Raw genomic sequence first — 25,358 nt, 5'->3', positions numbered from 1 at the left:
CCCGTTACCGTCTTCAGGGTTCTTCTGAGCCCAAAGTATAAAAAATCATGCTATTGACTGTAATTAATAAATGCTTGATCTCTTTACAGTTGTTACGGCAGTCAATTCATAGCCCCCATATGCCATCCGGCTCACTTCGTCAGCCAAAATAGTGTGATATTCTTTCCAGAATTCCTGTTGTATCCACGACATAAGGCGATGATTGATGGAGCAGTCTCTCAATTTTGAAATGTTGCGTAGCCAGTGGCCGGAACTGGCGGAACTCGCGTGTATGGCGGAACGCTATGTTCACTCCGATCCTGAAAGCTGTCTGGTTAAGCTGCGTAACTACACCGAATTGATAGTGCGCTGGTTGTATCGTCAGGAGCGGTTGCCGGAAGGCATCAAGGCTAATCTGTACGATTTAATGAACGCCGATGTGTTTACCAGCATGATGCCGGAAGCCATCATCATGAAAATGGATGCGCTACGTATCCACGGCAACCGTGCCGCGCACGGTGGTCGTATCAAAGCTAAAGATACCTACTGGCTGCTCAAAGAAGCGTATTTGTTGGGAATTTGGCTATATGTCCGCTACGCCCACGGTAATGTTGATAACTGCCCCAAATTTACTCTTCCTCCATTAACGCAATCTTCAGGTCGTGCAGATGATAAACGTCTGGAAGATGCAATCAGGGCTCAAGATGAAAGCCGTGAGCGAGAACTGGCGTTACAACGCGCACTACAGCAAGAGCAGGAAAAGGCCGAACACCTCACCCAGCGCCTGAATGAAGCCAGAGCGCGTAACCAGCATGTTGCCGATATCCTCTCTATTGATGAAGCGGAAACCCGCCGCCGCCTGATTGACTCCCGCTTGCTTGCTGCTGACTGGAATGTAGGGGAAGAGCTAAAAGATACCGATCAGGTTACGCAGGAACACCCTGTTAAAGAACAGCCTACCGCAACCGGTGACGGTTATGCGGATTATGTCTTGTGGGATGAGGCACATAAACCGCTGGCGGTGGTGGAAGCCAAAAAAACCAGCGTCAATGCCGAGCAGGGGCGAATTCAGGCCCGGCTGTATGCCGACTGGCTAGAGAAGGAATATGGTCAGCGTCCGGTCATCTTCTACACCAACGGCTACGATATCTGGCTGTGGGACGACCATAAAACTCATGGCTATCCGCCGCGTCGGGTATTTGGCTTCTACAGCAAGGAAAGCCTGCAATATCTTATTCAGCAGCGTGAAACCCGTCTGCCGCTCAACAGCGTGCCGCACGTTAAGGATAATGAAGGCAAAGCAGTTGCCGGACGTCTATATCAGCTTGAAACCATTGCCCGCGTCAGCGAACGTTTCACCAACAAGTATCGCCAGTCGTTGATTGTTCAGGCTACCGGTACAGGTAAAACCCGCGTGGCTATTGCACTGAGCAAACTGATGATTGATGCCCGCTGGGTAAAACGCGTCTTGTTTCTTTGTGACCGCAAAGAGCTACGTAAACAGGCGGCGAATGCCTTTAATCAATTCACCAATGAGCCGCTGTATGTGGTCGGGAAATCGAAGAAAGCAGACAGGCAGAATGCCAGGATCTACATCGCCACCTATCCCGGCATGATGAAAATCATGGACCATTTTGATGTTGGTTATTTCGATTTGATTATCGCCGATGAATCCCACCGCTCTATCTACAACGTCTACGGCGACCTGTTTAAGTATTTTGATGCCCTCCAGATTGGCCTGACGGCCACGCCGATCGACATGGTGAGTAAAACCACTTTCGGCCTGTTTGGTTGTGAAGGACGTATCCCTACCGCCAACTACAGCCTGGAAGATGCCATCGCCGATAACAATCTGGTTCCCTATGAAGTTGTTACGCACACCACGGAATTCCTGCGCGAAGGTATCAAACGGGAGAAGTTAAGCGACGCACAAATCCGCGAACTGGAAGAACAGGGTATCGATCCCAATACGCTGGAATTTGATGGCAAGGCGCTGGATGAGGCAATTTATAACAAAGATACCAACCGCTATATCTTGCGTAACCTGATGGAAAACGGCCTGAAAGATCAGGACGGCCAACTGCCAGGTAAAACCATCATTTTCGCCCGTAACCACAAACACGCGCTGCTATTGAATGCATTGTTCGACGACATGTACCCGCAGTTTGCTGGACGCTTCTGCCAGGTCATCGACAACTACGATCCCCGCGCCGAGCAACTGATTGACGATTTTAAAGGGCTGGATGAAAGCACCAACAAAGAGCTGACCATCGCTATCTCTGTTGACATGCTTGATACCGGTATTGATGTTCCGGAAATTGTAAATCTGGTCTTTGCCAAGCCGGTCAAATCAAAAGTGAAGTTCTGGCAGATGATTGGCCGTGGTACGCGCCTCTGTGCGGGGCTGTACGGCTACGATGACAACGGCAAACCGCTGGATAAGCAAAAATTCCGTATCTTCGATCACTGGGGCAATTTTGAGTATCACGAGTTGCATACCGAAGAGGCCGAAGTCACAGCGACAAAATCGCTGGCGCAAAAACGCTTCGAAGCGTGGGTTATGCTGGGGGCTGCTGCACAGCGTAAGTTCGACAAACAGGCGGTGGATTTAGTCGCTCACCAGCTCCGCGAACAGATCAACGCGCTGGATGAAAAGTCGATTGCCGTACAGGAGAAGTGGCAGCAAAAAGCGCAGTACAGCGATGAAAAAGTGCTGCGCCAGCTTTCCCCGAAAACACAGCAGGATCTGCTATCTGTCCTGGCCCCGCTGATGCAGTGGCTGGACGTTCGCGGGCAAAGCGATGCCATGCGCTTTGATATGGATATTCTGGCGGCGCAAACTGCCCGTTATACCAACCCGGAAGAGCTTGATGTGCTCTGGCCGGTCATCATCGAGAAAGTGGAACGTCTGCCGCCGCATCTGACTCAGGTGCAACAGCAAGGACAACGGATTAATCAACTTCGTGATTTAGGCTGGTGGAAGCAAGCCAGCCTGGAAGAACTGGAGGATATCCGCATTCATTTGCGCGGCATCATGCACCTGATGGAAAAAGACGCGACGCCGAAATTTGGTTCGATACAGGTGGATATTACCGAAGATGCGAACCTGATCCAGACGGAGACCCGCAAAACCAACATACGCTCGATTGATTTCAAACTCTATCGTCAGCAGGTTCAAGGAGCGTTGGAGCCCCTGTTTCAGCAAAATCCGGTACTGAAAAAAATCCGCAACGGCGAGCCGGTAACACAAGGCGAACTGGATGAGTTGGCAAAACTGGTACTGATCCAAAACCCCAACGTTGATATCCGAGCGCTAAAAGAGTTCTACCCGCAGGCAACCGCAAGCCTGGATAAACTTTTGCGTACCATTATCGGGATGGACAGCGACGCGGTGGAAGTGCGCTTTGCCCGGTTCGCCGCTGACAACAGCCTGACCAGCCAGCAACTGCGTTTCCTGTCATTGCTGAAAAACCACATCCGCGATTACGGCACCATTGAAATGCGACAGCTCTTTGAACAGCCGTTTACACACATCCACAACGAAGGTGTTACTGGTGTTTTCCCAGACATAGAGCAGATCGCCCGGTTGCAAAAGATAGTCGAAGAGTTGGGTGTTGTGACCGACGTAGCGACGGTATAATACGCATATGACAAGCCCCGGCTGCGGGGCTTTTATTTTTATAACAGGGTATAGACGTTAACAATGATCACCGGTGACTTAAAAAGTAAAATCGACGGGCTGTGGGAAGATTTCTGGGTGGGTGGTATCACAAACCCGCTGACCGTTATCGAACAGATCACCTACCTGATGTACTCCAGGATGCTGGATACCCAGGAACAACGGGACGAGAAGCGTAAGCAAATCGCGGGTATTGATTTTAAACCGCGCTTTGCGCCTGAGCAGCAGGAGTTTCGCTTCAGCCACTACAGCAACCTTGGCTCGGATGAAATGATGGACGTGGTGCGTGATGGCGTGTTCCAGCATTTCCGACAGCTCGGCCAGGCTGATGCATCAAAGGTGACACTGCTGGGCAACTTTATGAAAGATGCCCGTCTGGAGATCGTCAAACCGTCGCTGTTAACCAAAGCCGTAGAGGTGATTAAAAACCTGCCGCTGGATCGTGGCGACACCAAAGGCGATCTCTACGAATACCTGTTAAGCAAGCTGACCACCGCCGGAATCAACGGTCAGTTCCGTACGCCGCGCCACATTATCCGCACGATGGTTGAAATGATGGAGCCGAATCCAGCGCGTGGTGAGACGATTTGCGATCCGGCCTGTGGCACTGGTGGTTTTCTGGCGACCAGCTATGAGTACCTGCTGGAAAAATACAGCTCGCTGGAGTCCATCCATACAGAGATTGGCAGCAACGAACGCGGTGAGCTGGAAGAGCAAAAAATCTTTACTGGCGATCTGCTGACGCCGTGGCGTGACCATGTGGATAACAACATGTTCCACGGCTACGACTTTGACACTACTATGCTGCGTATCGCCGCTATGAACCTGATTATGCACGGCGTGGAAGAGCCGGATATCCACTATCAGGACACCATGAGTCAGAGTTTCAGCACCAACTTCCCACAGGCCAGCAAAAATGCTTTCAATCTGATATTGGCGAACCCACCGTTTACCGGTTCACTGGATGAGGAAGATATCGACGCCACGCTGTCGGCGATGGTGAAAACCAAGAAAACTGAGCTGCTGTTCCTGGCGCGCATCCTGCAAATGCTGAAAGTAGGCGGACGCAGTGCCACTATCGTGCCGCAGGGTGTACTGTTTGGCTCCAGTAAGGCGCACCAATCACTGCGTAAAACGCTGGTAGAAGATAACCAGCTGGAAGCGGTGATCAATCTGCCTTCCGGCGTATTTAAACCTTACGCTGGTGTGGCGACGGCGATCCTGATCTTTACCAAAGGTGGTCAGACGGACGAGGTCTGGTTCTACGATCTGCAAAATGATGGTTACAGCCTGGATGACAAGCGTAACCCGATAAAAGACAACGACCTGCCGCATCTGCTGGCAAGCTGGAAGCATTACCGTACTTTACGCGGGCTACCGGTTGATAACTTTATGGGTGAGAAATTAGCCTCATTGTTGAAACAACAGTCCCCGGAAGGGATTGATGCTGGCGTTGATTTTAAAGATCGCACTCAGGCGGTGTTTGTGGTGCCGAAGGAGGAACTTGCGGCGCAGAAATACGATCTCTCCATCAACCGTTATAAAGAAGTCGTGTATCAGACGGAGAAGTATGAAGATCCGAAGGTGATACTGAAGCGGTTGAAGGATCTGGAAAAAGAGATTCTGGCGGATTTGGATGAGCTGGAGGGGATGCTGTGAGCTGGCCAATGGTGAAGTTAGGGGATGTTTTATCAATCATTCGAGGAGTAACGTTTAAGCCAAATGATCAGGTTGAGCCATTGAGTGAAGGCTCAACCATTGTCATGAGAACAAAAAATGTTCAAAGGGGTGGGTTAGATATTTCGGATTTAATTGCCATTCCCGATAGTTTTATCAAGCGGGATGAGCAATATTTACGTTCTGAAGATATGCTTATTTCCAGTGCAAATAGTTGGGAGCTTGTTGGGAAAATTAGTTTTATTGAAAAATTACCGGCAAAATCTACTGCTGGTGGTTTTATATCAATCATTAGAGCAAAAAAAGAAAAAGTCATTCCAAAATATTTATACTTTTGGCTGACACTTGAACACACTCAAGTAATAATAAGAAATTGTGGGCAAAAAACGACTAATATATCGAACTTAAATCTTGAAAGATTTAAAGAATTGCTTATACCTCTACCATCTTTAAATGATCAGAGACGTATAGTTGCTATTTTTGATAAAGCAGCGAGCATACGCCAAAAACGCGAACAAGCCATCAAACTGGCTGATGATTTTTTGCGTGCTACGTTTTTAGCGATTTTTGGTGATCCTGTTGAAAACCCGAAGAGATGGGATGTGGCTTCTTTATTAGAATATGGTTCATTTAAAAATGGAATGAATTTTACGAAAGGTGAGTCAGGCTCTGTACTGAAGTGTCTGGGAGTTGGCAATTTCAAATCACTAGCAACGATTACCTGTATGGACAATATCGGTGAAATTGAATTAAATACGCTCCCTTCAGATGATTATCTTTTGAAAGATGGTGATATTGTCTTTGTCCGTTCTAATGGTAATAAAGCCTTGGTCGGAAGATGTCTTACTATTTATCCAAATAAAGAAAAAGTCACATTTAGTGGATTTTGCATTCGATACAGAATAGAAAATTCTGCAATCACGGCAGAATATCTTAACTTTCTCTTCCGTACACCTTCAATGAAACGGAAAATGTTAAGCGGAGGCCAAGGGGCGAATATTCAGAATATTAGCCAAGGTACCTTATCTGCACTCAGGATACCTGTACCTCCTTTAGAAAAACAACAGACATTTTCTAAAATCGTTAGTTTTCACTCTGAACTAATGAAAAAACTTAATATTAATATAGTTGAAACAAATGATATGTTTGGTTCAATTAGCCAAACATACTTCAATTAATCAGGGTGAGTATTAATAAAGATGAAAAAATGACCCACGAATACTGGTCTTGGCTATATTGGCAGTGATGTCTTTATAGCCTCATCTTTATATTTTCATGAGGGCTTTTCCCCGTCAGTGTCGTATCTATTAAAACAAACTCATCAAGCCTAGAAACCAGCGTGAAAATAATTCTATAACCATCATCAGATTAGCCCAATGCTTTCCCGCCATAGTTGAATGTCACATTGTAATGTAAGAACGCCAAGTCTGACTTAACCTGTTAACCATGTTGATATTAATACTATATTGACTATATGCCGTACAGGTGGTAATGGTTTGTTACAACCATACAGGAAAAGGCAGAAAATGACCCTTTTGGTAACGGCTGAGTGTGTCGACGATCTGATAAACGATGTTCATCAAGCTATCTTGGCTGATGGTCTCAGCAATGATCCTACAAAAGGATCAACTCTAGAGATTCTTGGTGCCTATCTTGTCCTTACCGACCCTCGGCGAAGAATAAGTAGAACGGAATCCCGAGGAAAACTAATTAGTTGCTTAGGTGAATTACTGTGGTACCTCTCAGCTCAGAACGATCTCGAGTTTATCAAACACTTCATACCACGTTACGCTGAATCCGCTGAGTCAGATGGGAAAATACATGGTGGTTATGGCCCGCGGTTGTTTAATATGCGTGGTTTATATAATCAGCTGAAAAATGTCATCAACCTTTTGCAGGAGAAAAAACCTACCAGACGTGCAGTAATACAGCTTTTCGATGCTTCAGACTTGGTGCCCTCAAAAACTGAACAGCAAGAATACGTAGATATTCCTTGTACAATATCTATGCAGTTTATTGTCAGACGTGGGGAGCTGCATCTATTTGTTTGTATGCGTTCTAACGATGCCTTTATGGGGCTGCCCCATGATGTATTTGCTTTCACGATGCTACAGGAATTAGTCGCCCGCTTGATAGGATGCGAATTGGGCCACTATCATCACTTCGTATCCAGTCTACATCTCTATAAAAATGATTTAGAAAAAGTGGAGGCACTTCAGAAAGAGGGGTTCATGAGCACTCTACCAGTCATGGGATCGATGCCTGAAATGCATTCCTTAGATGATATATTACCCCTGCTTGAGGCAGAAAAAGCTCTTCGAGAGAATAAGGAATTTGATATTGACACTACTTCCTTGAATGACTACTGGAAGGATTTACTGCGTATTTTAAAAATCCACTTTTTGTTACGTTCACGTACATCCAACCACAAAGAACTAGCCTTCCAAGAGTTGGCTGCAATGAAAAATCAGGAATATCGATTTATTTTTGATGGAAAATTACAATGAAAAGACACAATCAAATCAGTCAGTTGGTTGTTAGTTTGCAAAATTTTAGTCGCAATGAACACAACCTAAATGGCCTAAGTTCTCCCGCCTGCTTTGATGTTTTAGCCTGTCAGATTATCGACAGTATACGTCGTATACGCTATGTGGAAACTCTTGCATTACGGACTGATTATATGACTCCGTTACGAAAAGAGCCGAATTCTGATGTTTTTGATCCTCTCCGTGCTGCCTGCCTTCATCTTCGTGAAAACAATTATGACGAAGCCTGCTGGCTGGTTTTCCTTGCCACACATTTCGGCAAGAGTAACAAAACCGGCTGGATTTTGTGTCGAGATATATACAGTGGACTCGGTACACAAACGTGGACATGGGATACGATAACTGATGACTTTGCTGCTTTTGAACAATGGTTTGCCAGCGTCTCTGATGAGCTGACAGCAAACAGCAGCCTAAGGCAGTATGGTAACCACCGGAAATATGAAACGAAGAAATATCACTCTCGTCGTTCAATACCTGCGGTTTTTCGCTCTTATATCGGATTCATTGGTACCACACACAGTCATGAGGCTAGGTTTGCAGAGGCCAGGAGTTTTTCATCTTCACCCGAAGCTTTATTCGAACTTTTGTATTCAGGGCTGAATGCTGTGATCTCATTTGGAAGAACCGCAAAATTTGATTACCTAACTATGCTCAAGAAAACTGGACTTCTGGAGGCAGAACCAGGTCATGTCTTTCTGAATGGGGCAACAGGTCCCCTCCAAGGAAGCCGACTACTTTTCAGCAATAGCCGGACTGCTGGTGACACAATAGATGTATTGAATGAAAAACTGGCTGACCTTGCGGCAATTATTCCTGCACCCTACCTGAGAATGCAGATCATTGAAGATGCATTGTGCAACTGGCAGAAGTCACCTGACCGTTATGTCTATTTCGGCGGCTAATATCAGACGATATCTTCTTTACGGAATCTCACTTTAAACCGATTAAGGTGAGAAAAGGGTATATTACCTTCGTGCTGCAAATATCCCAGCACGATCCCTTTGGATACCCCCATTTTCCTAGCTAACCGGATGATCTCTTTCCAGTGCCGGACACCATAGCGACCAAGCTGCTGCCGGTATTCTTCTGGGATAAGAACATCAACGGCAAATTTATCAGCTTCCTTTTCCTCTTTCGTCGAAAGACCATCTTTACCTTCTACGCGAACTCGGACAGCTTCATGCAAGATAAGATGCCCAATCTCATGAAACAGCGTAAACCAAAAATGGTCATCGGTCAGATAACGGAAACTCATGACTAGGGTAGCACGGTCTGGTGTAAAAAAGCAGGTAGCACCACTTGCCCGACATCCCCTTGGCGTTGGCAACACAACAAGAGAAACTCCAGCAGTGGCGAGAAGGCCGCGAATGTAAGGGATAAAAATCCCCATGTCGGGTTCATTTGTGGCTTTGCGCAGTTCTGGCAATAATGCTAGCAGCACCTCTTTATCCCATACTGCACAGTCTTGGTTTGCGGTAAGTTGTGCAGCCCTAGTCAGCCACACCAAATCGGCTACAGGTTCGGTTGCCAGATTAAGAGATTTACGAAAAGCGACCAAAGGAGCATCTGTCTGAATTTTATAAAAAAAATCATTCACGGAATTAATTCCGAAAAATGACAGGCAGTGTCTGAATTTACTTTCCCGAGTTGTAGTTTTGGGGATCCAACCAAACTCCATCATATCACGTACGGGCAATGATTCGAGCCAATCACTATTCACTCTCTCGAGGTATTCAATTTGCTGGCGATAAGCGTCTTCGCGCTTGATCCAGAAGTCTGTCGATACGCTGAATAGCTCCTCAAGTTTGCAGGCCAGAGACTCATTGAGTCGGATTTTCCCTTCGAGAAGTTGCTGACCCCGGACAAGAGACAATCCAACTCTCTTGCTCAGTTCTTCACCAGAAAGCCCATGTTCATCCATTAGATCTATAATCGTATCACCGGGTGGAGATACCCAGTCAGGCTGGAAGTCCTGCGTTACCATCATTTCACGTCACCTATGAACACTAACCGTATCCGGCTGACTCGAGACCAGTCAATTGTATTGTCTTGATTTCTTGGCTGAATTGTATGCCCACAGACAAATCCCATTTCTACATCACCTAAAAGAGTAATTGTAATACACTCTTCCCCATCCTCAAAGCATACCTCCGGCGAACCCACTGGCAACAGTAATATGTTGTCCGTCACGGAAAGGTCGGAAAGTCGCGAGCGCAGTCTTGATGCCAGTTTGTCACCAAAGATCTCATTTGCCTCGTGCATACTCTCGCAAATAGCCCTTAACTTTTTGCTTTGAAAGGTAATGAACAAAATTATCCACTTTTATTTTTCTTGGTTGCTACGTTTATAGCAAACTCAACGCTCATTCACAAAATGAGATGTATCGAATTAATGGACTCTGCACATATTTAATGTTAATGATGGCCTTAAAATAGCAGATTCGTAAGGGAAACATGAAAGGTAAACATCAAGACACTAAAGCCCTATCTGACGTATTAGCAGAAATGCATCGGCAGGATGACAAATGGGGGGCAGACCGTAATCAAGACCCTTTTATCTGGGGAGCTATTCTCGGGGAAGAGGTGGGTGAGTTTCATCAAGCCGTCCTCCATGATCGTTTTGGTGGTAAAGCAGCCGGTACCAGTAGGGAGGAAGCGGTGCAAATTGCTGCCGTGGCACTGCAAATCATCGAATATTATGATCGCGTAAAAGAGAGATAAATAAGAATTAATCAACAAAGACTTTTGAACATGCAATGATTCGTTCTGGCAGTACATCTACCTTGATGGGCCTGTGGAGAGCCTCTAACTGCAATACCCCCTGTAAAATCACCAACCAGCCTCTCCAGTAAGGCTGGCCGACTAGGTTTAATTAAACAGGTATAATGAGCAACTCACTCTCCATTACCCCGGTTAATCTTCGCATAGTCAAACGGCGTAATCCCCTTCTCCCGGTTTGCATCCAAAAAATCGGCCCACCACTGCAACATCAGCTTGCGTTCATCCAGATGTTCCGCTTTATGGATATACGCCGCCCGCACCGAATTGCGTTCCATATGGCTCATCTGCCGCTCCACCGCATCCTTCGACCATAGCCCTGACTCAATTAACGAACTACAGGCCATTGTGCGGAAGCCGTGGCCGCAAACCTCGACCTTAGTATCATATCCCATCACCCTTAGCGCACTGTTTACGGTGTTTTCACTCATTGGCTTACGCGGATCATGATCGCCAATAAAAATCAGCTCATGCTTATCACCACAAAACTGTTTTATCTGCTTTAGGATCGCCAGCGCCTGCTTTGAAAGCGGCACCAAATGAGGTGTACGCATCTTTGATCCCCGCTGAGAATGTTTCACGCCCGGAATAGGCTCTCGCTCTGGCGGGATGGTCCACATTGACGTTTCAAAATCGATCTCTGACCAGCGAGCAAAACGCAGTTCACTGGAGCGAATAAAGATAAGCAAAGTCAGTTCCGTTGCCCAACGGGTTAGTGGCCTGCCGGTGTAGTCATCTATTTTCTCAAGTAACTCAGGGATGCGCTTTAACTCTAGTGCCGGACGATGCTGCCGATTACTGGAAGCTACCGCCCCCGCCATCTCCTGCGCCGGATTGTAATCAATTAACCCGCTTTGCACTGCATAACGCATGATGGCCGTGGTGCGCTGTTGAAGACGGGAGGCCACCTCAAGACGTCCAGACAGTTCCACCGCTTTAATGGGTGCCAGTAAGTCACGAGTACCCAATTCAGTAATGTTGCGAGTACCAATTGCCGGAAAGATATTGTCCTCTAGGCTCTTTTTTACGCGATTAGCATGATCTTCCGACCATTTTTGGTTGGTCACGAGCCACTCTCTGGCAACCTTCTCGAAAGTAATAATCTCTTTCGCCTGCTCTTCTTTCACAGCACGTCTATGCTCACGAGGATCGATACCAGCAGCTACCAGCTTTCTGGCTTCTTCCCTTTTCTTCCTGGCATCCGCCAGTGAAATTTCAGGATAGACACCGAACGCCATCAAATGCTGTTTACCGCCAAAACGGAAACGAAATCGCCAATACTTGGAACCGTTAGGTTTTACAAGTAAGAACATGCCGTCACCGTCAACAAGTGAATACTCTTTCTCCTCAGGTTTCGCAGAACGAACTTTAGTATCCGTTAGGGCCATAATGGTCCTCCTTCCATTGGTATTTCGTGAGTATACAAGCAATATCGAATCGGCAAATATACTCATTAGTATACTCACAAGCTTGTTGATGTGGGTTGAGTTAGGTTGACTTCAGTTGAGGAGAAAATCGTGGAAAGCCTTATGTGGCGCGGATTTCAGACATAAAAAAAGACCTCAGTTGAGGTCCATTTACATGCCTTTGGTGCCGAAGGCCGGACTCGAACCGGCACGTATTTCTACGGTTGATTTTGAATCAACTGCGTCTACCGATTTCGCCACTTCGGCACTGAAGGGGATGCTGATAGCGGGTTGCATTATACCTGTTGCTGACCCCTGCGCAAGCATTCCCCGGCCTTGTCGCGTCTGAGTGCCGAAAAAATCGACATATTCCCCATTCACTTAGCCTTTCTCTGGAAGGCAGCTCGCAAAACGCTGCAACGTGACGGTAGCGGTTTACATTTTTCCCGTCTTGTTATCTGATCCTGTTACAAGTTGTTGGTATTCACCGCATCTATAACTCAGGACAAGACATGCGTTTCTATCAGGTCGAGCCCACGCTGGAGAACTACTGGCGCGGCATCATCCTCTTTGGCAAAAATGTCGCTTCCTACAAGTTCGCGCTGGCGCATGCGATGTACGACGTAAAGCGCGACGGCAGTGACCTCATCCTGCTGGAAGACCTCGCCGTGCCGTTCAGCCAGCATCTGTGCCGTCACCTGGCGCAGGCCCCCAAACAAATCACCTCTGCCAGAAGTCAGTATCTTGATGCCTGTCGCCAGTTTAACGCCGGGGAGATCGACCAGAACGCCCTCACCGCAACCACCGTGCGCTTCGGCTTTAACAACGTGATTGATGCCTTCCACAATGTGAATCAGGGCGAGATTGAAAAGCGCTTTTTCATCGATGAGCGCAAAAGCCATAAAGGCATCCGCCTGACGACAAACTTCCATCAGCTCACCGAGCGTCAGCAGTTCCAGAACCTGAAGTGTGAGACCGACGCGCGCTGGAATCTGGTTGAACAGGGCTGGGCGATGGGCGTGTCGCGCAACCTCATCGCCGTGGAGCATGACGCGCAGGACAACATGCTGTTCAGCATCCAGAATAACCGCCGCATCACCATCACCAGCTGTCGCGACAGCCTCAACGGATACCAGAAAGGACGCTGCTTTTACTGCTTCGCGCCCATCAGCGTGGAGCCGGGCGACGCAAACCTGGCCGATGTCGACCACTTTATTCCGTGGATGCTCAAAGACCAGGTGGGCAATGTGAACGGCGTCTGGAACCTGGTGCTGGCCTGTAAATGTTGTAACCGGGGTAAGCAGGGAAAATTTGCCCGCGTCCCGTCGGCCAAACTGCTTCAGCGCCTGCACGATCGCAACGAATACTTCATTACCAGTCACCTCCCGCTGCGCGAAACTCTCATCCGTCAGACCGGCGCAAACAGCGCAAAACGGCATGATTTTCTGTCAAATGTCTGGAACACTGCGCGGGTAACCTTATTCCACGAATGGGAGCCAAAGGCCGCCGGGCCGGATACCTTCTGATGACCATCAACTACTATCAACACCATGCGCAGGCGTTCTTCTCCGACACCATCGGCGTCGATATGTCCTCGCTCTACGCCCCCTTTGTCGCGCACCTCGCGCCCGGTGCCCGCGTGCTGGATGCCGGGTGCGGTTCCGGCCGCGATGCCCGTGCCTTTGTGGAGATGGGCTATGCGGTCGAGGCCTTCGATGCCTCGTCGGAAATGGTGCGCCTGGCAACCGAGCACAGCGGTCTGCCCGTCAAACAGATGACCTTTAACGAGGTGCAGGGCAGTCATCATTACGATGGCATCTGGTGCTGCGCGTCGTTGTTGCACGTGCCCGCGCAGGAGTTGCCGCAGGCGATGAGCAGCCTGGCGCAGGCGCTGAAGCCGGGTGGCATCTGGTACGTCTCATTCAAATACGGCGACAGCGAGCGCGAAAAAGGTGGTCGTCATTTCAGTGATTTAACCGAAGCGGGGCTGAATGCGCTGGTCGCGCAGCTTGCGGGCATCCGGGTGCAGTCGATGTGGACGACGCAGGACAAACGCCCCGATCGTGATGAAACCTGGCTTAACGCCTTGTTACGCAAAGATTAGCTCAGACTATTTCTCTATCCTCTACACTCAATTCTCAACCATCATGAGGGAAAGGCGATGTCGATTATCAAAAGCTATGCCGCTAAAGAAGCCGGGGCTGACCTGGAGCTGTTTGAGTATGACGCGGGAGAGTTAGGTCAGGAAGACGTGGAAGTGCAGGTGGACTACTGCGGGATCTGCCACTCTGACTTGTCGATGATCGACAATGAATGGGGCTTCTCACAATATCCGCTGGTCGCCGGGCATGAAGTGATTGGCCGCGTGGTGGCGCTGGGTAGCACGGCGCAGAGCAAAGGGCTGAAGGTTGGTCAGCGCGTGGGCATCGGCTGGACGGCGAAAAGCTGCGGCCACTGCGACGCCTGTATCGACGGCGACCAGATCAACTGTCACGAAGGTGCTGTGCCGACCATCCTGAATCGCGGTGGCTTTGCCGACAAAATTCGTGCGGGCTGGCAATGGGTCATCCCCCTGCCGGACAGCATTGACATTGAAACCGCGGGTCCGCTGCTGTGCGGTGGCATCACCGTGTTCAAACCGCTGCTGATGCACCATATCACCGCCACCAGCCGCGTCGGGGTGATTGGTATTGGCGGACTGGGGCATATCGCCATCAAGCTGCTGCACGCAATGGGCTGTGAGGTGACGGCGTTCAGTTCGAACCCGGCGAAGGAAGCGGAAGTGCGTCTGATGGGTGCGGATTATGTGGTAAACAGCCGCGACCCGGAGGCACTGAAAGCGCTGGCGGGCCAGTTCGACCTCATCATCAACACCGTAAACGTCGATCTGCAGTGGCAGCCGTACTTTGAAGCCCTGGCCCACGGCGGTGCGTTCCACACGGTGGGCGCGGTGCTGAAGCCGCTGGAAGTGCCTGCGTTTACCCTGATTGCGGGTGACAGAACCATCTCCGGTTCCGCGACCGGTACGCCGTTCGAGCTGCGTAAGCTGATGAAGTTTGCGGGTCGTGCGAAGGTCGCGCCGACGACGGAGATGTTCCCGATGTCGCAGATCAACGAAGCGTTGCAGCATGTGCGTGACGGCAAGGCGCGTTACCGCGTGGTGCTGAAAGCGGATTTCTGATGATGTCTCGCTGAGGGAAAGGCGGGAGCAGGTGTGGGGGTGAGGTGCAGGCGTTTCCACCCTCCCCCCTGCCCTCTCCCTGAGGGAGAGGGAGAAAAGCGCACTTCCAGTTCACTCCGAGCTTTCTCTCAAAGAGGGAGAAAAGCGCAGTCCCAGTTCACTCCAAGCTTTCTCTCAGAGAGGGAGCAAAACGCAGTTCCATTTCACTCCGAGCTCTTCCTCAGAGAGGGAGAAAAGCGCAGTTCCATTTCACTCCGAGCTCTTCCTCAGAGAGGGAGAAAAGCGCAGTTCCGGTTCACTCCGCGCGTTCTCTCCGGGAGAGGGAGAAACCATCCCCTCGCCCCTTTGGGGAGAGGGTCAGGGTGAGGGGTGTTACCCCTTATTCAACGCCGCAAACACTTCTGCAATCGCCACGGCACCGGGGTCCTGCACCCCTTCAAGATTCTGGCTGTTCACATACGACGAGCGGCCTGCGCCGGCTTTCTGCATGGTCGCCGTTTTCTCAGCACCCGTCTTCGCGGCGGCAGCGGCGGCATTCAGCCCGCGGTCACGCAGGGCCTCCAGCGCCGGTTGCAGTGCATCAATCAGTGTGCGATCGCCAAGGTCTGCCCCACCGTAGTGTTTCATCTGCGTTAAGCCACGTAGCAGCGCCTCGGGCAGCGTTTTGCCGTCGTGCACCGCCTGACCCGCAGCGGTGAAGAAAATCGACATCAGCACGCCGCTTGAGCCGCCCATCACCGTCGCGAGTCGTTCGCCCACCAGTTGCAGCAGTTGCGCGGTGTTGTTAAGCGGCAGCTTGCCCTGCTCAAGCAGGCTGGCAATTTCCCGCGCCCCGTCGGCAAAGGTCGAGCCGGTATCGCCATCGCCGACTTTGGCATCCAGCGCGTTCAGGCGGTTTTCCAGCCCGATTAGCGTCTGTGCGGCGGCAGAAACCAGCGCTTTTACCTGCGCATTTTCAGAAGGTTCAGTCTCAAGCTGGTTGTAGACCGGGCTATGACGCTGGGTTTTCATCGGCGCGAAGGGTACCGGTTTTTGCCAGCCCACGGTCTGCACATCGGCGCAAAGCGCCTTCTCGAAGGTCTCATTGAGCCGGAGCACGGAAAGGGAGAAGCCTTTCATATCGAGCGAACTGACCAGGGTTGCAGGACCAATCAGATATGCAATCTGGTCTTTCAGCGACGAGTGCGCCAGCTCTTTAGTAAGCAGGGCCATCTCCAGCGCCGAGACACCGCCCAGATTGTTAATCAGCACCGCAACGCGGTCGTTACCCGCCAGCGCTTTCAACGGCGTCACCAGCGCCTCAATCAGCTGCTTGCTGTTGTGGCTGTCGACAGTACTGGCGCCGGGTTCACCATGAATGCCCAGCCCCAGTTCCACCTGCCCGCGTGGAATGCGGTCATCCTCTTCGCTGCCCGGCAGGTTACAGCTCTCCATCGCCAGTCCGAGGCTCCGGACGCTCTCGCTCGCCTGCTGAGCGATGTCACGCACTTCGCTTAAGGATTTCCCTTGCTCAGCCGCATAGCCTGCAATTTTGTGCACCAGCGCTGTCCCGGCGATCCCGCGCGGCTGCTTATTATCCGGCAGGGCAATATCGTCGGCGACAATCACCATTTCCACTTTCAGGCCGTAACGTTTGGCTTTCTCGGCGGCAAGGCCGAAGTTCAGCCGGTCGCCGGTATAGTTTTTGACGATGAGCAGGCAACCGCGATCGCCGGTCACCGCCACAATGGCGTTAAGCACCGCATCGACGCTTGGGGAGGCAAAGACGTCGCCGCATACGGCGGCAGTAAGCATTCCCTTACCGACGAAGCCCGCATGGGCCGGTTCGTGGCCGGAGCCGCCACCAGAAATGACCGCGACGCGGGATTTATCCCAGTCGGCACGGGCAACAATGCGAATAGCGGGATCGATGTCGAGGCGAACCAGGTTGCCGTGAGGGGCGGAAATCACCATTCCTTCAATGGCGTCATTGACCAGTTGTTTACGGTCATTAAAAAAGAATCTGGACATAGCTTCCTGAATTTTTTGAGAACCATAAGCCAAGCATAGTCGGCGCTGCGTATTACGTTTTCAAGAACCGCGTAAACGATGGAGAAAGTTATGGGCATTATGTGCGGTCTGGTGCCCTCACCCACGGGGGCTGAGAGATCCCCGCCAAATAATACGAGCAAGGAAAGTTCCCTCGCCCCTTTGGGGAGAGGGCCAGGGTGAGGGGAAACATGCGGCGCTTGTGGTCATTCCGTTCACCTTATGTTCCTTGCTTTTCTTTCACGCCAGAACCCGTGAACGTGCCAGGGTGGTTCACCGCCACCACCCTGGCGACCCGGGCTCCCGGCCAGGAAAATCGGCGCTTCGCGGTCCATGATGCTTATGTCGTCTGACTATCGGGTCGGGGACCAGCCTGGATCCTTGTAGGCTATCCCCTCCGCCCGCTTCCCTGCGGGCGGCCCCGGTCAGCCGTCAACACCTCATCGATTTTCAGCCGGACCCTGTCATCGCGGTGACTGTTTTATTCTCATGGGAGTGTAATATCGCTGCAAAACGTCATATTACTGGGGATGCTTCAGCCCACGGGACGAGGGAGAAAACACAAAAAACGGCAACGCAGGTTGCCGTTTTGCTTTTACCTTGTGCGGTCTGCTGCCCTCACTCCGACCCTCTCCCACGGGTAGAGGGAGAAAAGTCGGGGCCCTCATCTACAGGCGGAGGGAAAGAGCAGAACTAACTCTTACGCATCAACAGCCAGAGGCTGATAAGGAAGAACGAGGCGCTCGGGAGCAGGGCACCGATTATCGGTGGAATGCCATAGACGAGAGTCAATGGGCCGAAAATCTGATCAAGCACGTAGAAAACAAAGCCGAAACTGATACCCGTCACCACACGCACGCCCATTGGCACGCTACGCAGCGGCCCGAAGATAAAGGACAGCGCCATCAGCATCATCACCGCTACCGACATGGGCTGGAAAATTTTGCTCCACATGTTGAGCTGATAACGCCCGGAATCCTGGCCGCTCGACTTCAGGTACTTCACGTAGTTGTGCAGGCCACTAATGGAGAGCGCATCGGGGTCCAGCGCCACCACACCCAGTTTGTCGGGCGTGAGGTTGGTCTTCCAGGTGCCGGTCAGCGTCTGCGCGCCCGTCACCTGTTTCGGGTCAGTGAGGTTCGATTCATCCACCTGCGAGAGGCGCCAGACCTTATGGTCTTTGTCAAATTTGGCAGTCGCCGCGTAGCGTACCGACTGCAAACGACGCTGATCGTTAAAGGCGTAAATACTCACCCCGCCCAGTTCGTCATCGCCCTTCACCCGTTCAATGTAGACAAAACTGTTGCCATCTTTGGCCCACAGACCGGTTTGCGTGGAGAGCAGCGAGCCGCCGTACATTGACTGCGCACGCTGGTTGCGCGCCATTTGCTCGCCCTGGGGGGCCACCCATTCGCCAATCGCCATTGTCAGCAGCACCAGCGGGATGGCGGTTTTCATAACGGAGAGCGCCACCTGCATACGGGTGTAACCGGATGCCTGCATCACCACCAGTTCACTACGTTGCGCCAGCATACCGAGGCCTAACAGGGCACCGAGCAGTGCAGCCATCGGGAAGAAAATCTGAATGTCTTTCGGCACGCTAAGGATGGTATAGAGCCCCGCCCCCAGCGCGTCGTAGCTCCCCTGCCCGGCTTTTTTCAGCTGATCGACAAACTTGATGATGCCGGAGAGCGACACCAGCATGAACAGCGTCATCATGATGGTGGTGAAAATAGTTTTACCGATGTAGCGGTCAAGTACGCCAAACGCCTGCATTATACCGCTCCTCTGCCCATCACGCGGGCGCGAATCCGGCGCATCGGCACCGTATCCCATAGATTCAGGCCGATTGCCAGCGCGAGGTACGCGAGGTTCACCGCCCACATCCAAATCAACGGATCAATTTTTCCCTTCGCGGCATTGGATCTCAGGGAGGTCTGCAGCAGGAAGAACACCAGATAAAGCAGCATCGCTGGCAGCATCGACAGCACACGGCCCTGGCGCGGGTTGACCACGCTCAGCGGCACAACCATCAGCGCCATCATAAAGACGGTGAAGATGAGCGTCAGACGCCAGTGGAACTCTGCCTGCGCACGCGGATTATCGGTACGCCACAGGGTGCCGAGCTTCATCTGCTCGGTGTCGTCCGGGTCCAGGGCTACGGCCTGATGACCGATAATTGCCTGATAGTCTTTGAAATCGGTGATGCGAAAATCACGTAGCAGCGCGGTGCCTTCAAAGCGCGTGCCCTGATTTAAGGTCACCACCTGAGAGCCGTCTTTCATCTGCGCAAGATGACCGGAGTCTGCGACCACCACTGACGGGCGCGCATTGCCTTTCGGGCGTAGTTGAGCAAGGAAGACCTCGTGAAACTGGCTACCATCAACGCTCTCAATAAACATTACGGAGTTGCCATCAGAGGCCTGCTGGAACTGCCCCTGCGCCAGTGCCGCCATGCCGGGGTTGGCTTTGGCATCGGCCAGTACCACTTCCTGATGGCGCGATGACCACGGGCTTAACCACATCACGTTGATGGCTGCCACTGCACCGGTCAGTAGCGCGAGGATCATTGCCGCCTTTACCAGCACCGCCCGGCTAAGGCCGCAGGCGTGCATAACGGTAATTTCACTTTCAGTATACAATTTGCCCAGCGTCATCAGCAGACCGAGGAACAGACTGAGAGGCAGGATAAGTTGCGCCATTTCAGGCACGCCGAGACCCAGTAGCGAGAGCACCAGGTTCGTTGGAATTTCGCCGTCGACCGCTGCGCCAAGGATCCTGACCAGTTTCTGACAAAAGAAGATCAGAAGCAGGATGAATAGGATCGCAAGCTGGCTTTTAAGCGTCTCCCGCGCAAGATATCTTATGATTATCACTTTACATTACGCCCGTAAAAACCAGTCTTTTTACTGGAAAATCGCTTGTTTCGTGGCTTAAACGTCATTTATTCTCTTGAGTCGTCGAAATCATCGCTAAGATTATTATACTCAGCGGTTAAACGTATCCGACCCCGATCTGACGTGCCGAAACCCAAGTAACGTTAAGATTAACACGAAGTCACCGCAACAGCGGAACCGAGTTACGAAAGCTTGCAATTCTATCCGTAGCCGCCGCTGTTGTCTTTAAGATTCAGGAGCGTAGTGCATGGAGTTCAGTGTAAAAAGCGGTAGCCCCGAGAAACAGCGGAGTGCCTGCATCGTTGTGGGTGTTTTTGAGCCGCGCCGTCTCTCGCCGATTGCCGAGCAACTCGACAAAATCAGCGACGGTTACATCAGCGCCCTGCTGCGCCGTGGCGAACTGGAAGGCAAACCAGGACAAACCCTGCTGCTGCACCACGTTCCAAATGTGCTCTCCGAACGCATTTTGTTAATTGGTTGCGGTAAAGAACGTGAGCTGGATGAACGCCAGTATAAGCAGGTCATCCAGAAAACTATCAATACCCTGAATGACACCGGTTCTATGGAGGCCGTCTGCTTCCTGACCGAGCTGCACGTGAAAGGCCGTAACACCTACTGGAAGGTGCGCCAGGCGGTGGAAACCGCAAAAGAGTCGCTCTACAGTTTTGACCAGTTGAAGACCAATAAGAGCGAGCCACGTCGTCCGCTGCGTAAAATGGTCTTTAATGTGCCGACTCGCCGTGAACTGACCAGCGGTGAACGTGCCATTCAGCACGGTCTGGCCATTGCCGCCGGCATCAAAGCGGCAAAAGATCTCGGCAATATGCCGCCCAATATCTGCAACGCGGCCTACCTGGCCTCTCAGGCGCGCCAGCTGGCTGACTCCTACAGTAAAAACGTCATTACCCGGGTGATTGGCGAGCAGCAGATGCGCGAGCTGGGCATGCACTCTTACCTGGCGGTCGGTAACGGTTCGCAGAACGAATCCCTGATGTCTGTCATTGAATACAAAGGCAACCCGTCAGAAGAGGCGCGCCCGATTGTGCTGGTGGGCAAAGGGCTGACCTTTGACTCCGGCGGTATCTCCATCAAGCCTGCCGAAGGCATGGACGAGATGAAGTATGACATGTGCGGTGCGGCGGCGGTGTACGGCGTAATGCGCATGGTCGCAGAGCTGCAACTGCCGATTAACGTTGTGGGCGTACTGGCTGGCTGTGAAAACATGCCGGGTGGACGCGCCTATCGTCCGGGTGACGTGCTGACTACCATGTCCGGCCAGACCGTTGAAGTGCTCAACACTGATGCTGAAGGCCGTCTGGTACTGTGCGATGTGCTGACCTACGTTGAGCGTTTTGAGCCGGAAGCGGTTATCGATGTGGCGACCCTGACTGGTGCTTGCGTGATTGCGCTGGGCCATCACATCACCGGGCTGATGTCGAACCACAACCCGCTGGCGCATGAGCTGATTGGTGCTTCAGAACAGGCGGGCGACCGCGCATGGCGTCTGCCGCTGGGTGATGAGTACTACGAACAGCTGGACTCTAATTTTGCCGACATGGCAAACATTGGCGGACGTCCCGGCGGTGCCATCACGGCGGGCTGCTTCCTGTCTCGCTTTACCCGTAAGTACAACTGGGCCCATCTGGACATCGCCGGTACCGCATGGCGCTCCGGTAAAGCCAAAGGCGCGACAGGTCGTCCTGTTGCCATGCTGTCGCAGTTCCTGCTGAACCGTGCGGGTTTTAACGGCGAAGAGTAAGCAAAATCCCCCTCACCCTAACCCTCCTCCCAAAGGGGCGAGGGTTAGGTTTTCTCCCTCTCCCTTGAGGGAGAGGGTCGGGGTGAGGGTGTACGATTTAAATCCACCACAAGAAGCCCCATATCATGAAGAACGCCACGTTTTATCTTCTGGACAACGACACGCAGCAGGATGGCCTGAGCGCCGTCGAGCAACTGGTGTGTGAGATTGCCGCAGAACGTTGGCGCACTGGCAAACGCGTACTGATTGCCTGCGAAGATGAGCAACAGGCTATTCGCCTCGACGAAGCGCTGTGGGCAAGGCCAACGGAAAGCTTTGTGCCGCATAACCTGGCGGGTGAAGGCCCACGTGGCGGCGCGCCGGTCGAAATCGCCTGGCCGCAAAAGCGCAACAGCAGCGCCCGCGATGTGCTTATCAGCCTGCGCACGAACTTTGCAGATTTTGCCACCGCTTTCACAGAAGTGATAGACTTTGTCCCTTACGAAGACACTCTGAAACAACTGGCTCGCGAGCGCTATAAAGCCTATCGCATGGCTGGTTTCAACCTGAACACGGCAACCTGGAAATAATGGAAAAGACATACAACCCACAAGATATCGAACAGCCGCTTTACGAGCACTGGGAAAAGCAGGGCTACTTCAAACCCAATGGCGATGAAAGCCAGGAAAGCTTCTGCATCATGATCCCGCCGCCGAACGTCACCGGCAGTTTGCATATGGGTCATGCCTTCCAGCAAACCATCATGGATACCATGATCCGCTACCAGCGTATGCAGGGTAAAAATACTCTGTGGCAGGCCGGTACCGACCACGCAGGTATCGCCACCCAGATGGTGGTTGAGCGTAAAATTGCCGCTGAAGAAGGGAAAACCCGCCACGATTACGGCCGCGACGCCTTCATCGATAAAATCTGGCAGTGGAAGGCAGAATCCGGCGGCACCATTACCCGCCAGATGCGCCGTCTGGGTAACTCCGTGGACTGGGAGCGCGAGCGCTTCACCATGGACGAAGGCCTGTCTAATGCCGTGAAAGAAGTCTTCGTCCGCCTGTATAAAGAAGACCTGATTTACCGTGGCAAGCGCCTGGTGAACTGGGACCCGAAACTGCGTACGGCGATTTCCGACCTCGAAGTGGAAAACCGTGAGTCCAAAGGGTCCATGTGGCATATCCGCTACCCGCTGGCCGACGGCGCAAAAACCGCAGACGGTAAAGATTATCTGGTGGTTGCGACCACCCGTCCGGAAACCCTGCTCGGTGATACCGGCGTGGCAGTTAACCCGGAAGATCCGCGCTACAAAGACCTGATTGGCAAATTCGTGGTGCTGCCGCTGGTGAACCGCCGCATTCCTGTTGTGGGCGACGAACACGCCGACATGGAAAAGGGCACCGGCTGCGTGAAAATCACCCCGGCACACGACTTTAACGACTACGAAGTGGGTCGTCGTCATCAGTTGCCGATGATCAACATCCTGACCTTTGACGGCGACATCCGTGAAAGCGCCGAAGTCTATGACACCAAAGGCGAAGAGTCTGACGTCTATTCCAGCGCCATCCCGGCTGAGTTCCAGAAACTGGAACGTTTTGCCGCGCGCAAAGCGGTGGTTGCCGCTGTCGATGCGCTGGGCCTGCTGGAAGAGATTAAACCCCACGACCTGACCGTGCCTTACGGCGACCGCGGCGGCGTGGTTATCGAACCGATGCTGACCGATCAGTGGTACGTTCGCGCTGACGTGCTGGCGAAACCGGCGGTGGAAGCGGTTGAAAACGGCAGCATTCAGTTCGTGCCGAAACAGTATGAAAACATGTACTTCTCCTGGATGCGTGATATTCAGGACTGGTGTATCTCCCGTCAGCTGTGGTGGGGTCACCGTATCCCGGCGTGGTACGACGAAGCAGGCAACGTCTACGTGGGCCGCACCGAAGCTGAAGTGCGCCAGGAAAATAACCTGAGCGCTGACGTTGCCCTGCGCCAGGACGAAGACGTGCTCGACACCTGGTTCTCCTCCGCCCTGTGGACCTTCTCCACCCTCGGCTGGCCGGAGAATACCGACGCCCTGCGTCAGTTCCACCCGAGCAGCGTGATGGTCTCTGGCTTCGACATCATCTTCTTCTGGATTGCCCGCATGATCATGATGACCATGCACTTCATCAAAGATGAAGATGGCAAGCCGCAGGTGCCGTTCCATACCGTCTACATGACCGGTCTGATTCGTGATGACGAAGGCCAGAAGATGTCCAAATCCAAGGGCAATGTTATCGATCCTCTGGATATGGTCGACGGTATCTCTCTGGCAGATCTGCTGGAAAAACGCACCGGCAATATGATGCAGCCGCAACTGGCTGAGAAAATAGCCAAACGCACCGAGAAACAGTTCCCGAACGGCATTGAGCCACACGGCACCGATGCCCTGCGTTTCACCCTGGCCGCGCTCGCCTCCACCGGTCGTGACATCAACTGGGACATGAAGCGCCTGGAAGGTTACCGTAACTTCTGTAACAAACTCTGGAACGCCAGCCGCTTCGTACTGATGAACACCGAAGAGCAGGACTGCGGCTTTAACGGCGGCGATATGGTGCTTTCTCTTGCCGATCGCTGGATCCTTGCGGAATTTAACCAGACCGTGAAAGCCTACCGTGAAGCGCTGGATAACTTCCGTTTCGATATTGCGGCGGGCATTCTGTATGAATTCACCTGGAACCAGTTCTGCGACTGGTATCTGGAGCTGACCAAGCCGGTGATGAACGGCGGCTCTGAAGCGGAACTGCGTGGTACCCGCAACACGCTGGTCAACGTGCTGGAAGCGCTGCTGCGTCTGGCGCACCCGATCATTCCGTTTATCACCGAAACCATCTGGCAGCGTGTAAAAGTGTTGAAAGGCATTACCGCTGACACCATCATGCTGCAACCTATGCCGCAGTACGATGCGTCTCAGGTTGATGAAGCCGCTGCCGCTGACACCGAATGGCTGAAGCAGGCGATTATCGCCGTGCGTAACATCCGCGCCGAGATGAACATCTCTCCGGGTAAACCGCTTGAGCTGCTGCTGCGCGGTTGCAGCAAAGATGCGGAGCGTCGTGTGAATGACAACCGCAGCTTCCTGCTGAACCTGGCACGCCTGGAGAGCATCACCGTACTGCCAGCTAACGAGAAAGGTCCGGTTTCCGTGACCAAGATTGTTGACGGCGCAGAGCTGCTGATCCCGATGGCGGGTCTTATCAATAAAGACGATGAGCTTGCACGTCTGGCGAAAGAAGTGGCGAAGATCGAAGGTGAGATTGGCCGCATCGAAAGCAAACTGTCCAATGAAGGCTTTGTGGCCCGCGCACCGGAAGCGGTGATTGCCAAAGAGCGTGAGAAGCTGGATGGCTATGCCGAAGCCAAAGCCAAGCTGATTGAGCAGCAGGCCGTTATCGCCGCACTGTAATCGGG

Annotated in this window: 18 protein-coding genes and 1 tRNA gene; 12 read left to right on the top strand and 7 right to left on the bottom strand. The window is 52.0% G+C overall.

Annotation, left to right across the window (positions count from 1 at the left end; all coding sequences use genetic code 11):
• Nucleotides 1-205 precede the first annotated feature (205 nt).
• The 5 genes from KXR87_RS11285 (at nucleotide 206) to KXR87_RS11265 (ending at nucleotide 8,783) form a co-directional block, all read left to right on the top strand.
• Complete coding sequence (locus tag KXR87_RS11285) at nucleotides 206-3,619, top strand: DEAD/DEAH box helicase family protein (RefSeq protein WP_437432356.1); 3,414 nt, start codon at nucleotides 206-208, stop codon at nucleotides 3,617-3,619.
• 63 nt (nucleotides 3,620-3,682) lie between these two features.
• Complete coding sequence (locus KXR87_RS11280) at nucleotides 3,683-5,317, top strand: type I restriction-modification system subunit M (protein WP_437432355.1); 1,635 nt, start codon at nucleotides 3,683-3,685, stop codon at nucleotides 5,315-5,317.
• Nucleotides 5,314-6,513, top strand: coding sequence for a restriction endonuclease subunit S (locus tag KXR87_RS11275; RefSeq protein ID WP_437432354.1), 1,200 nt, complete (start codon nucleotides 5,314-5,316; stop codon nucleotides 6,511-6,513). Before KXR87_RS11280 ends, KXR87_RS11275 begins: the two co-directional genes overlap by 4 nt.
• Before the next feature lie 348 nt (nucleotides 6,514-6,861).
• Nucleotides 6,862-7,842 carry a thymidylate synthase gene (locus KXR87_RS11270; RefSeq protein ID WP_437432353.1) on the top strand — a complete coding sequence of 327 codons (981 nt, stop codon included), beginning with the start codon at nucleotides 6,862-6,864 and terminating at the stop codon, nucleotides 7,840-7,842.
• Nucleotides 7,839-8,783 carry a hypothetical protein gene (locus tag KXR87_RS11265; protein ID WP_437432352.1) on the top strand — a complete coding sequence of 315 codons (945 nt, stop codon included), beginning with the start codon at nucleotides 7,839-7,841 and terminating at the stop codon, nucleotides 8,781-8,783. Before KXR87_RS11270 ends, KXR87_RS11265 begins: the two co-directional genes overlap by 4 nt.
• A 2-nt stretch (nucleotides 8,784-8,785) precedes the next feature.
• On the opposite strand, the gene KXR87_RS11260 is transcribed toward KXR87_RS11265, so the two are convergent.
• Complete coding sequence (locus KXR87_RS11260) at nucleotides 8,786-9,868, bottom strand: ImmA/IrrE family metallo-endopeptidase (protein WP_437432351.1); 1,083 nt, start codon at nucleotides 9,866-9,868, stop codon at nucleotides 8,786-8,788.
• Between the two features lie 466 nt (nucleotides 9,869-10,334).
• Between KXR87_RS11260 and KXR87_RS11255 the strand changes: the two genes are divergently transcribed.
• The gene (locus tag KXR87_RS11255; protein WP_063149787.1) at nucleotides 10,335-10,601 is read left to right on the top strand and encodes a MazG-like family protein; all 267 of its coding nucleotides are present in this window, start codon (nucleotides 10,335-10,337) and stop codon (nucleotides 10,599-10,601) included.
• 173 nt (nucleotides 10,602-10,774) lie between these two features.
• Here the strand turns inward: KXR87_RS11255 and KXR87_RS11250 are convergent, their stop codons facing one another.
• Nucleotides 10,775-12,046: a tyrosine-type recombinase/integrase gene (locus KXR87_RS11250; protein ID WP_437432350.1), complete on the bottom strand. Its 1,272-nt coding sequence runs from the start codon at nucleotides 12,044-12,046 to the stop codon at nucleotides 10,775-10,777.
• 200 nt (nucleotides 12,047-12,246) lie between these two features.
• A tRNA-Leu gene (locus KXR87_RS11245) sits at nucleotides 12,247-12,331 on the bottom strand.
• Between the two features lie 245 nt (nucleotides 12,332-12,576).
• On the opposite strand from KXR87_RS11245, the gene KXR87_RS11240 reads away from it, so the two are divergent.
• From KXR87_RS11240 to ahr, 3 genes are read left to right on the top strand one after another with little or no spacing between them, the layout of a single operon-like run.
• Nucleotides 12,577-13,590, top strand: a complete 1,014-nt coding sequence (locus KXR87_RS11240) for an HNH endonuclease (RefSeq protein ID WP_437432349.1) — start codon at nucleotides 12,577-12,579, stop codon at nucleotides 13,588-13,590.
• The gene (locus tag KXR87_RS11235) at nucleotides 13,590-14,168 is read left to right on the top strand and encodes a class I SAM-dependent methyltransferase (protein ID WP_437432348.1); all 579 of its coding nucleotides are present in this window, start codon (nucleotides 13,590-13,592) and stop codon (nucleotides 14,166-14,168) included. Before KXR87_RS11240 ends, KXR87_RS11235 begins: the two co-directional genes overlap by 1 nt.
• Nucleotides 14,169-14,225: 57 nt before the next feature.
• A complete protein-coding gene (gene ahr, locus KXR87_RS11230; protein ID WP_437432347.1) occupies nucleotides 14,226-15,245 on the top strand; it encodes an NADPH-dependent aldehyde reductase Ahr in 1,020 nt (339 codons plus the stop codon).
• A 372-nt stretch (nucleotides 15,246-15,617) separates the two neighbouring features.
• Here ahr and KXR87_RS11225 read toward each other — a convergent pair whose 3' ends face one another.
• The 4 genes from KXR87_RS11225 to KXR87_RS11210 all read right to left on the bottom strand — a co-directional run bounded on the left by KXR87_RS11225 (nucleotide 15,618) and on the right by KXR87_RS11210 (nucleotide 20,264).
• Nucleotides 15,618-17,255, bottom strand: a complete 1,638-nt coding sequence (locus KXR87_RS11225; RefSeq protein ID WP_437432346.1) for a dihydroxyacetone kinase subunit DhaK — start codon at nucleotides 17,253-17,255, stop codon at nucleotides 15,618-15,620.
• 711 nt (nucleotides 17,256-17,966) lie between these two features.
• On the bottom strand, nucleotides 17,967-19,049 hold the full coding sequence (lptG, locus tag KXR87_RS11220) for an LPS export ABC transporter permease LptG (protein ID WP_437432345.1): 1,083 nt from the start codon (nucleotides 19,047-19,049) through the stop codon (nucleotides 17,967-17,969).
• Nucleotides 19,049-20,149: an LPS export ABC transporter permease LptF gene (lptF, locus tag KXR87_RS11215; protein ID WP_437432344.1), complete on the bottom strand. Its 1,101-nt coding sequence runs from the start codon at nucleotides 20,147-20,149 to the stop codon at nucleotides 19,049-19,051. The genes lptG and lptF overlap by 1 nt, the downstream gene beginning before the upstream one ends.
• A 64-nt stretch (nucleotides 20,150-20,213) precedes the next feature.
• Entirely contained in the window at nucleotides 20,214-20,264 is a 51-nt protein-coding gene (locus tag KXR87_RS11210) for a hypothetical protein (protein WP_215195782.1), read from the bottom strand.
• 153 nt (nucleotides 20,265-20,417) lie between these two features.
• On the opposite strand from KXR87_RS11210, the gene pepA reads away from it, so the two are divergent.
• From pepA to KXR87_RS11195, 3 genes are all read left to right on the top strand, one after another.
• Nucleotides 20,418-21,929: a leucyl aminopeptidase gene (gene pepA / locus KXR87_RS11205; RefSeq protein ID WP_437432343.1), complete on the top strand. Its 1,512-nt coding sequence runs from the start codon at nucleotides 20,418-20,420 to the stop codon at nucleotides 21,927-21,929.
• A 125-nt stretch (nucleotides 21,930-22,054) separates the two neighbouring features.
• Entirely contained in the window at nucleotides 22,055-22,498 is a 444-nt protein-coding gene (holC, locus tag KXR87_RS11200; protein ID WP_437432342.1) for a DNA polymerase III subunit chi, read from the top strand.
• Nucleotides 22,498-25,353 carry a valine--tRNA ligase gene (locus KXR87_RS11195; RefSeq protein ID WP_437432341.1) on the top strand — a complete coding sequence of 952 codons (2,856 nt, stop codon included), beginning with the start codon at nucleotides 22,498-22,500 and terminating at the stop codon, nucleotides 25,351-25,353. Before holC ends, KXR87_RS11195 begins: the two co-directional genes overlap by 1 nt.
• Nucleotides 25,354-25,358: the final 5 nt, after the last annotated feature.

The sequence above is a fragment of the Yokenella regensburgei genome (genome assembly GCF_051486985.1).
GTDB lineage: Bacteria > Pseudomonadota > Gammaproteobacteria > Enterobacterales > Enterobacteriaceae > CBFFRJ01.
This window is presented reverse-complemented; position numbering and strand designations above follow the sequence as displayed.

What these genes read in the sequence shown, in the direction of transcription:
- KXR87_RS11285 (WP_437432356.1), top strand. Translation starts at nt 206, where the DNA reads ATGGAGCAGTCTCTCAATTTTGAAATGTTGCGTAGCCAGTGGCCGGAA.
- KXR87_RS11280 (WP_437432355.1), top strand. Translation starts at nt 3,683, where the DNA reads ATGATCACCGGTGACTTAAAAAGTAAAATCGACGGGCTGTGGGAAGAT.
- KXR87_RS11270 (WP_437432353.1), top strand. Translation starts at nt 6,862, where the DNA reads ATGACCCTTTTGGTAACGGCTGAGTGTGTCGACGATCTGATAAACGAT.
- KXR87_RS11265 (WP_437432352.1), top strand. Translation starts at nt 7,839, where the DNA reads ATGAAAAGACACAATCAAATCAGTCAGTTGGTTGTTAGTTTGCAAAAT.
- KXR87_RS11260 (WP_437432351.1), bottom strand. Translation starts at nt 9,868, where the DNA reads ATGATGGTAACGCAGGACTTCCAGCCTGACTGGGTATCTCCACCCGGT.
- KXR87_RS11255 (WP_063149787.1), top strand. Translation starts at nt 10,335, where the DNA reads ATGAAAGGTAAACATCAAGACACTAAAGCCCTATCTGACGTATTAGCA.
- KXR87_RS11250 (WP_437432350.1), bottom strand. Translation starts at nt 12,046, where the DNA reads ATGGCCCTAACGGATACTAAAGTTCGTTCTGCGAAACCTGAGGAGAAA.
- KXR87_RS11240 (WP_437432349.1), top strand. Translation starts at nt 12,577, where the DNA reads ATGCGTTTCTATCAGGTCGAGCCCACGCTGGAGAACTACTGGCGCGGC.
- KXR87_RS11235 (WP_437432348.1), top strand. Translation starts at nt 13,590, where the DNA reads ATGACCATCAACTACTATCAACACCATGCGCAGGCGTTCTTCTCCGAC.
- ahr (WP_437432347.1), top strand. Translation starts at nt 14,226, where the DNA reads ATGTCGATTATCAAAAGCTATGCCGCTAAAGAAGCCGGGGCTGACCTG.
- KXR87_RS11225 (WP_437432346.1), bottom strand. Translation starts at nt 17,255, where the DNA reads ATGTCCAGATTCTTTTTTAATGACCGTAAACAACTGGTCAATGACGCC.
- lptG (WP_437432345.1), bottom strand. Translation starts at nt 19,049, where the DNA reads ATGCAGGCGTTTGGCGTACTTGACCGCTACATCGGTAAAACTATTTTC.
- pepA (WP_437432343.1), top strand. Translation starts at nt 20,418, where the DNA reads ATGGAGTTCAGTGTAAAAAGCGGTAGCCCCGAGAAACAGCGGAGTGCC.
- holC (WP_437432342.1), top strand. Translation starts at nt 22,055, where the DNA reads ATGAAGAACGCCACGTTTTATCTTCTGGACAACGACACGCAGCAGGAT.
- KXR87_RS11195 (WP_437432341.1), top strand. Translation starts at nt 22,498, where the DNA reads ATGGAAAAGACATACAACCCACAAGATATCGAACAGCCGCTTTACGAG.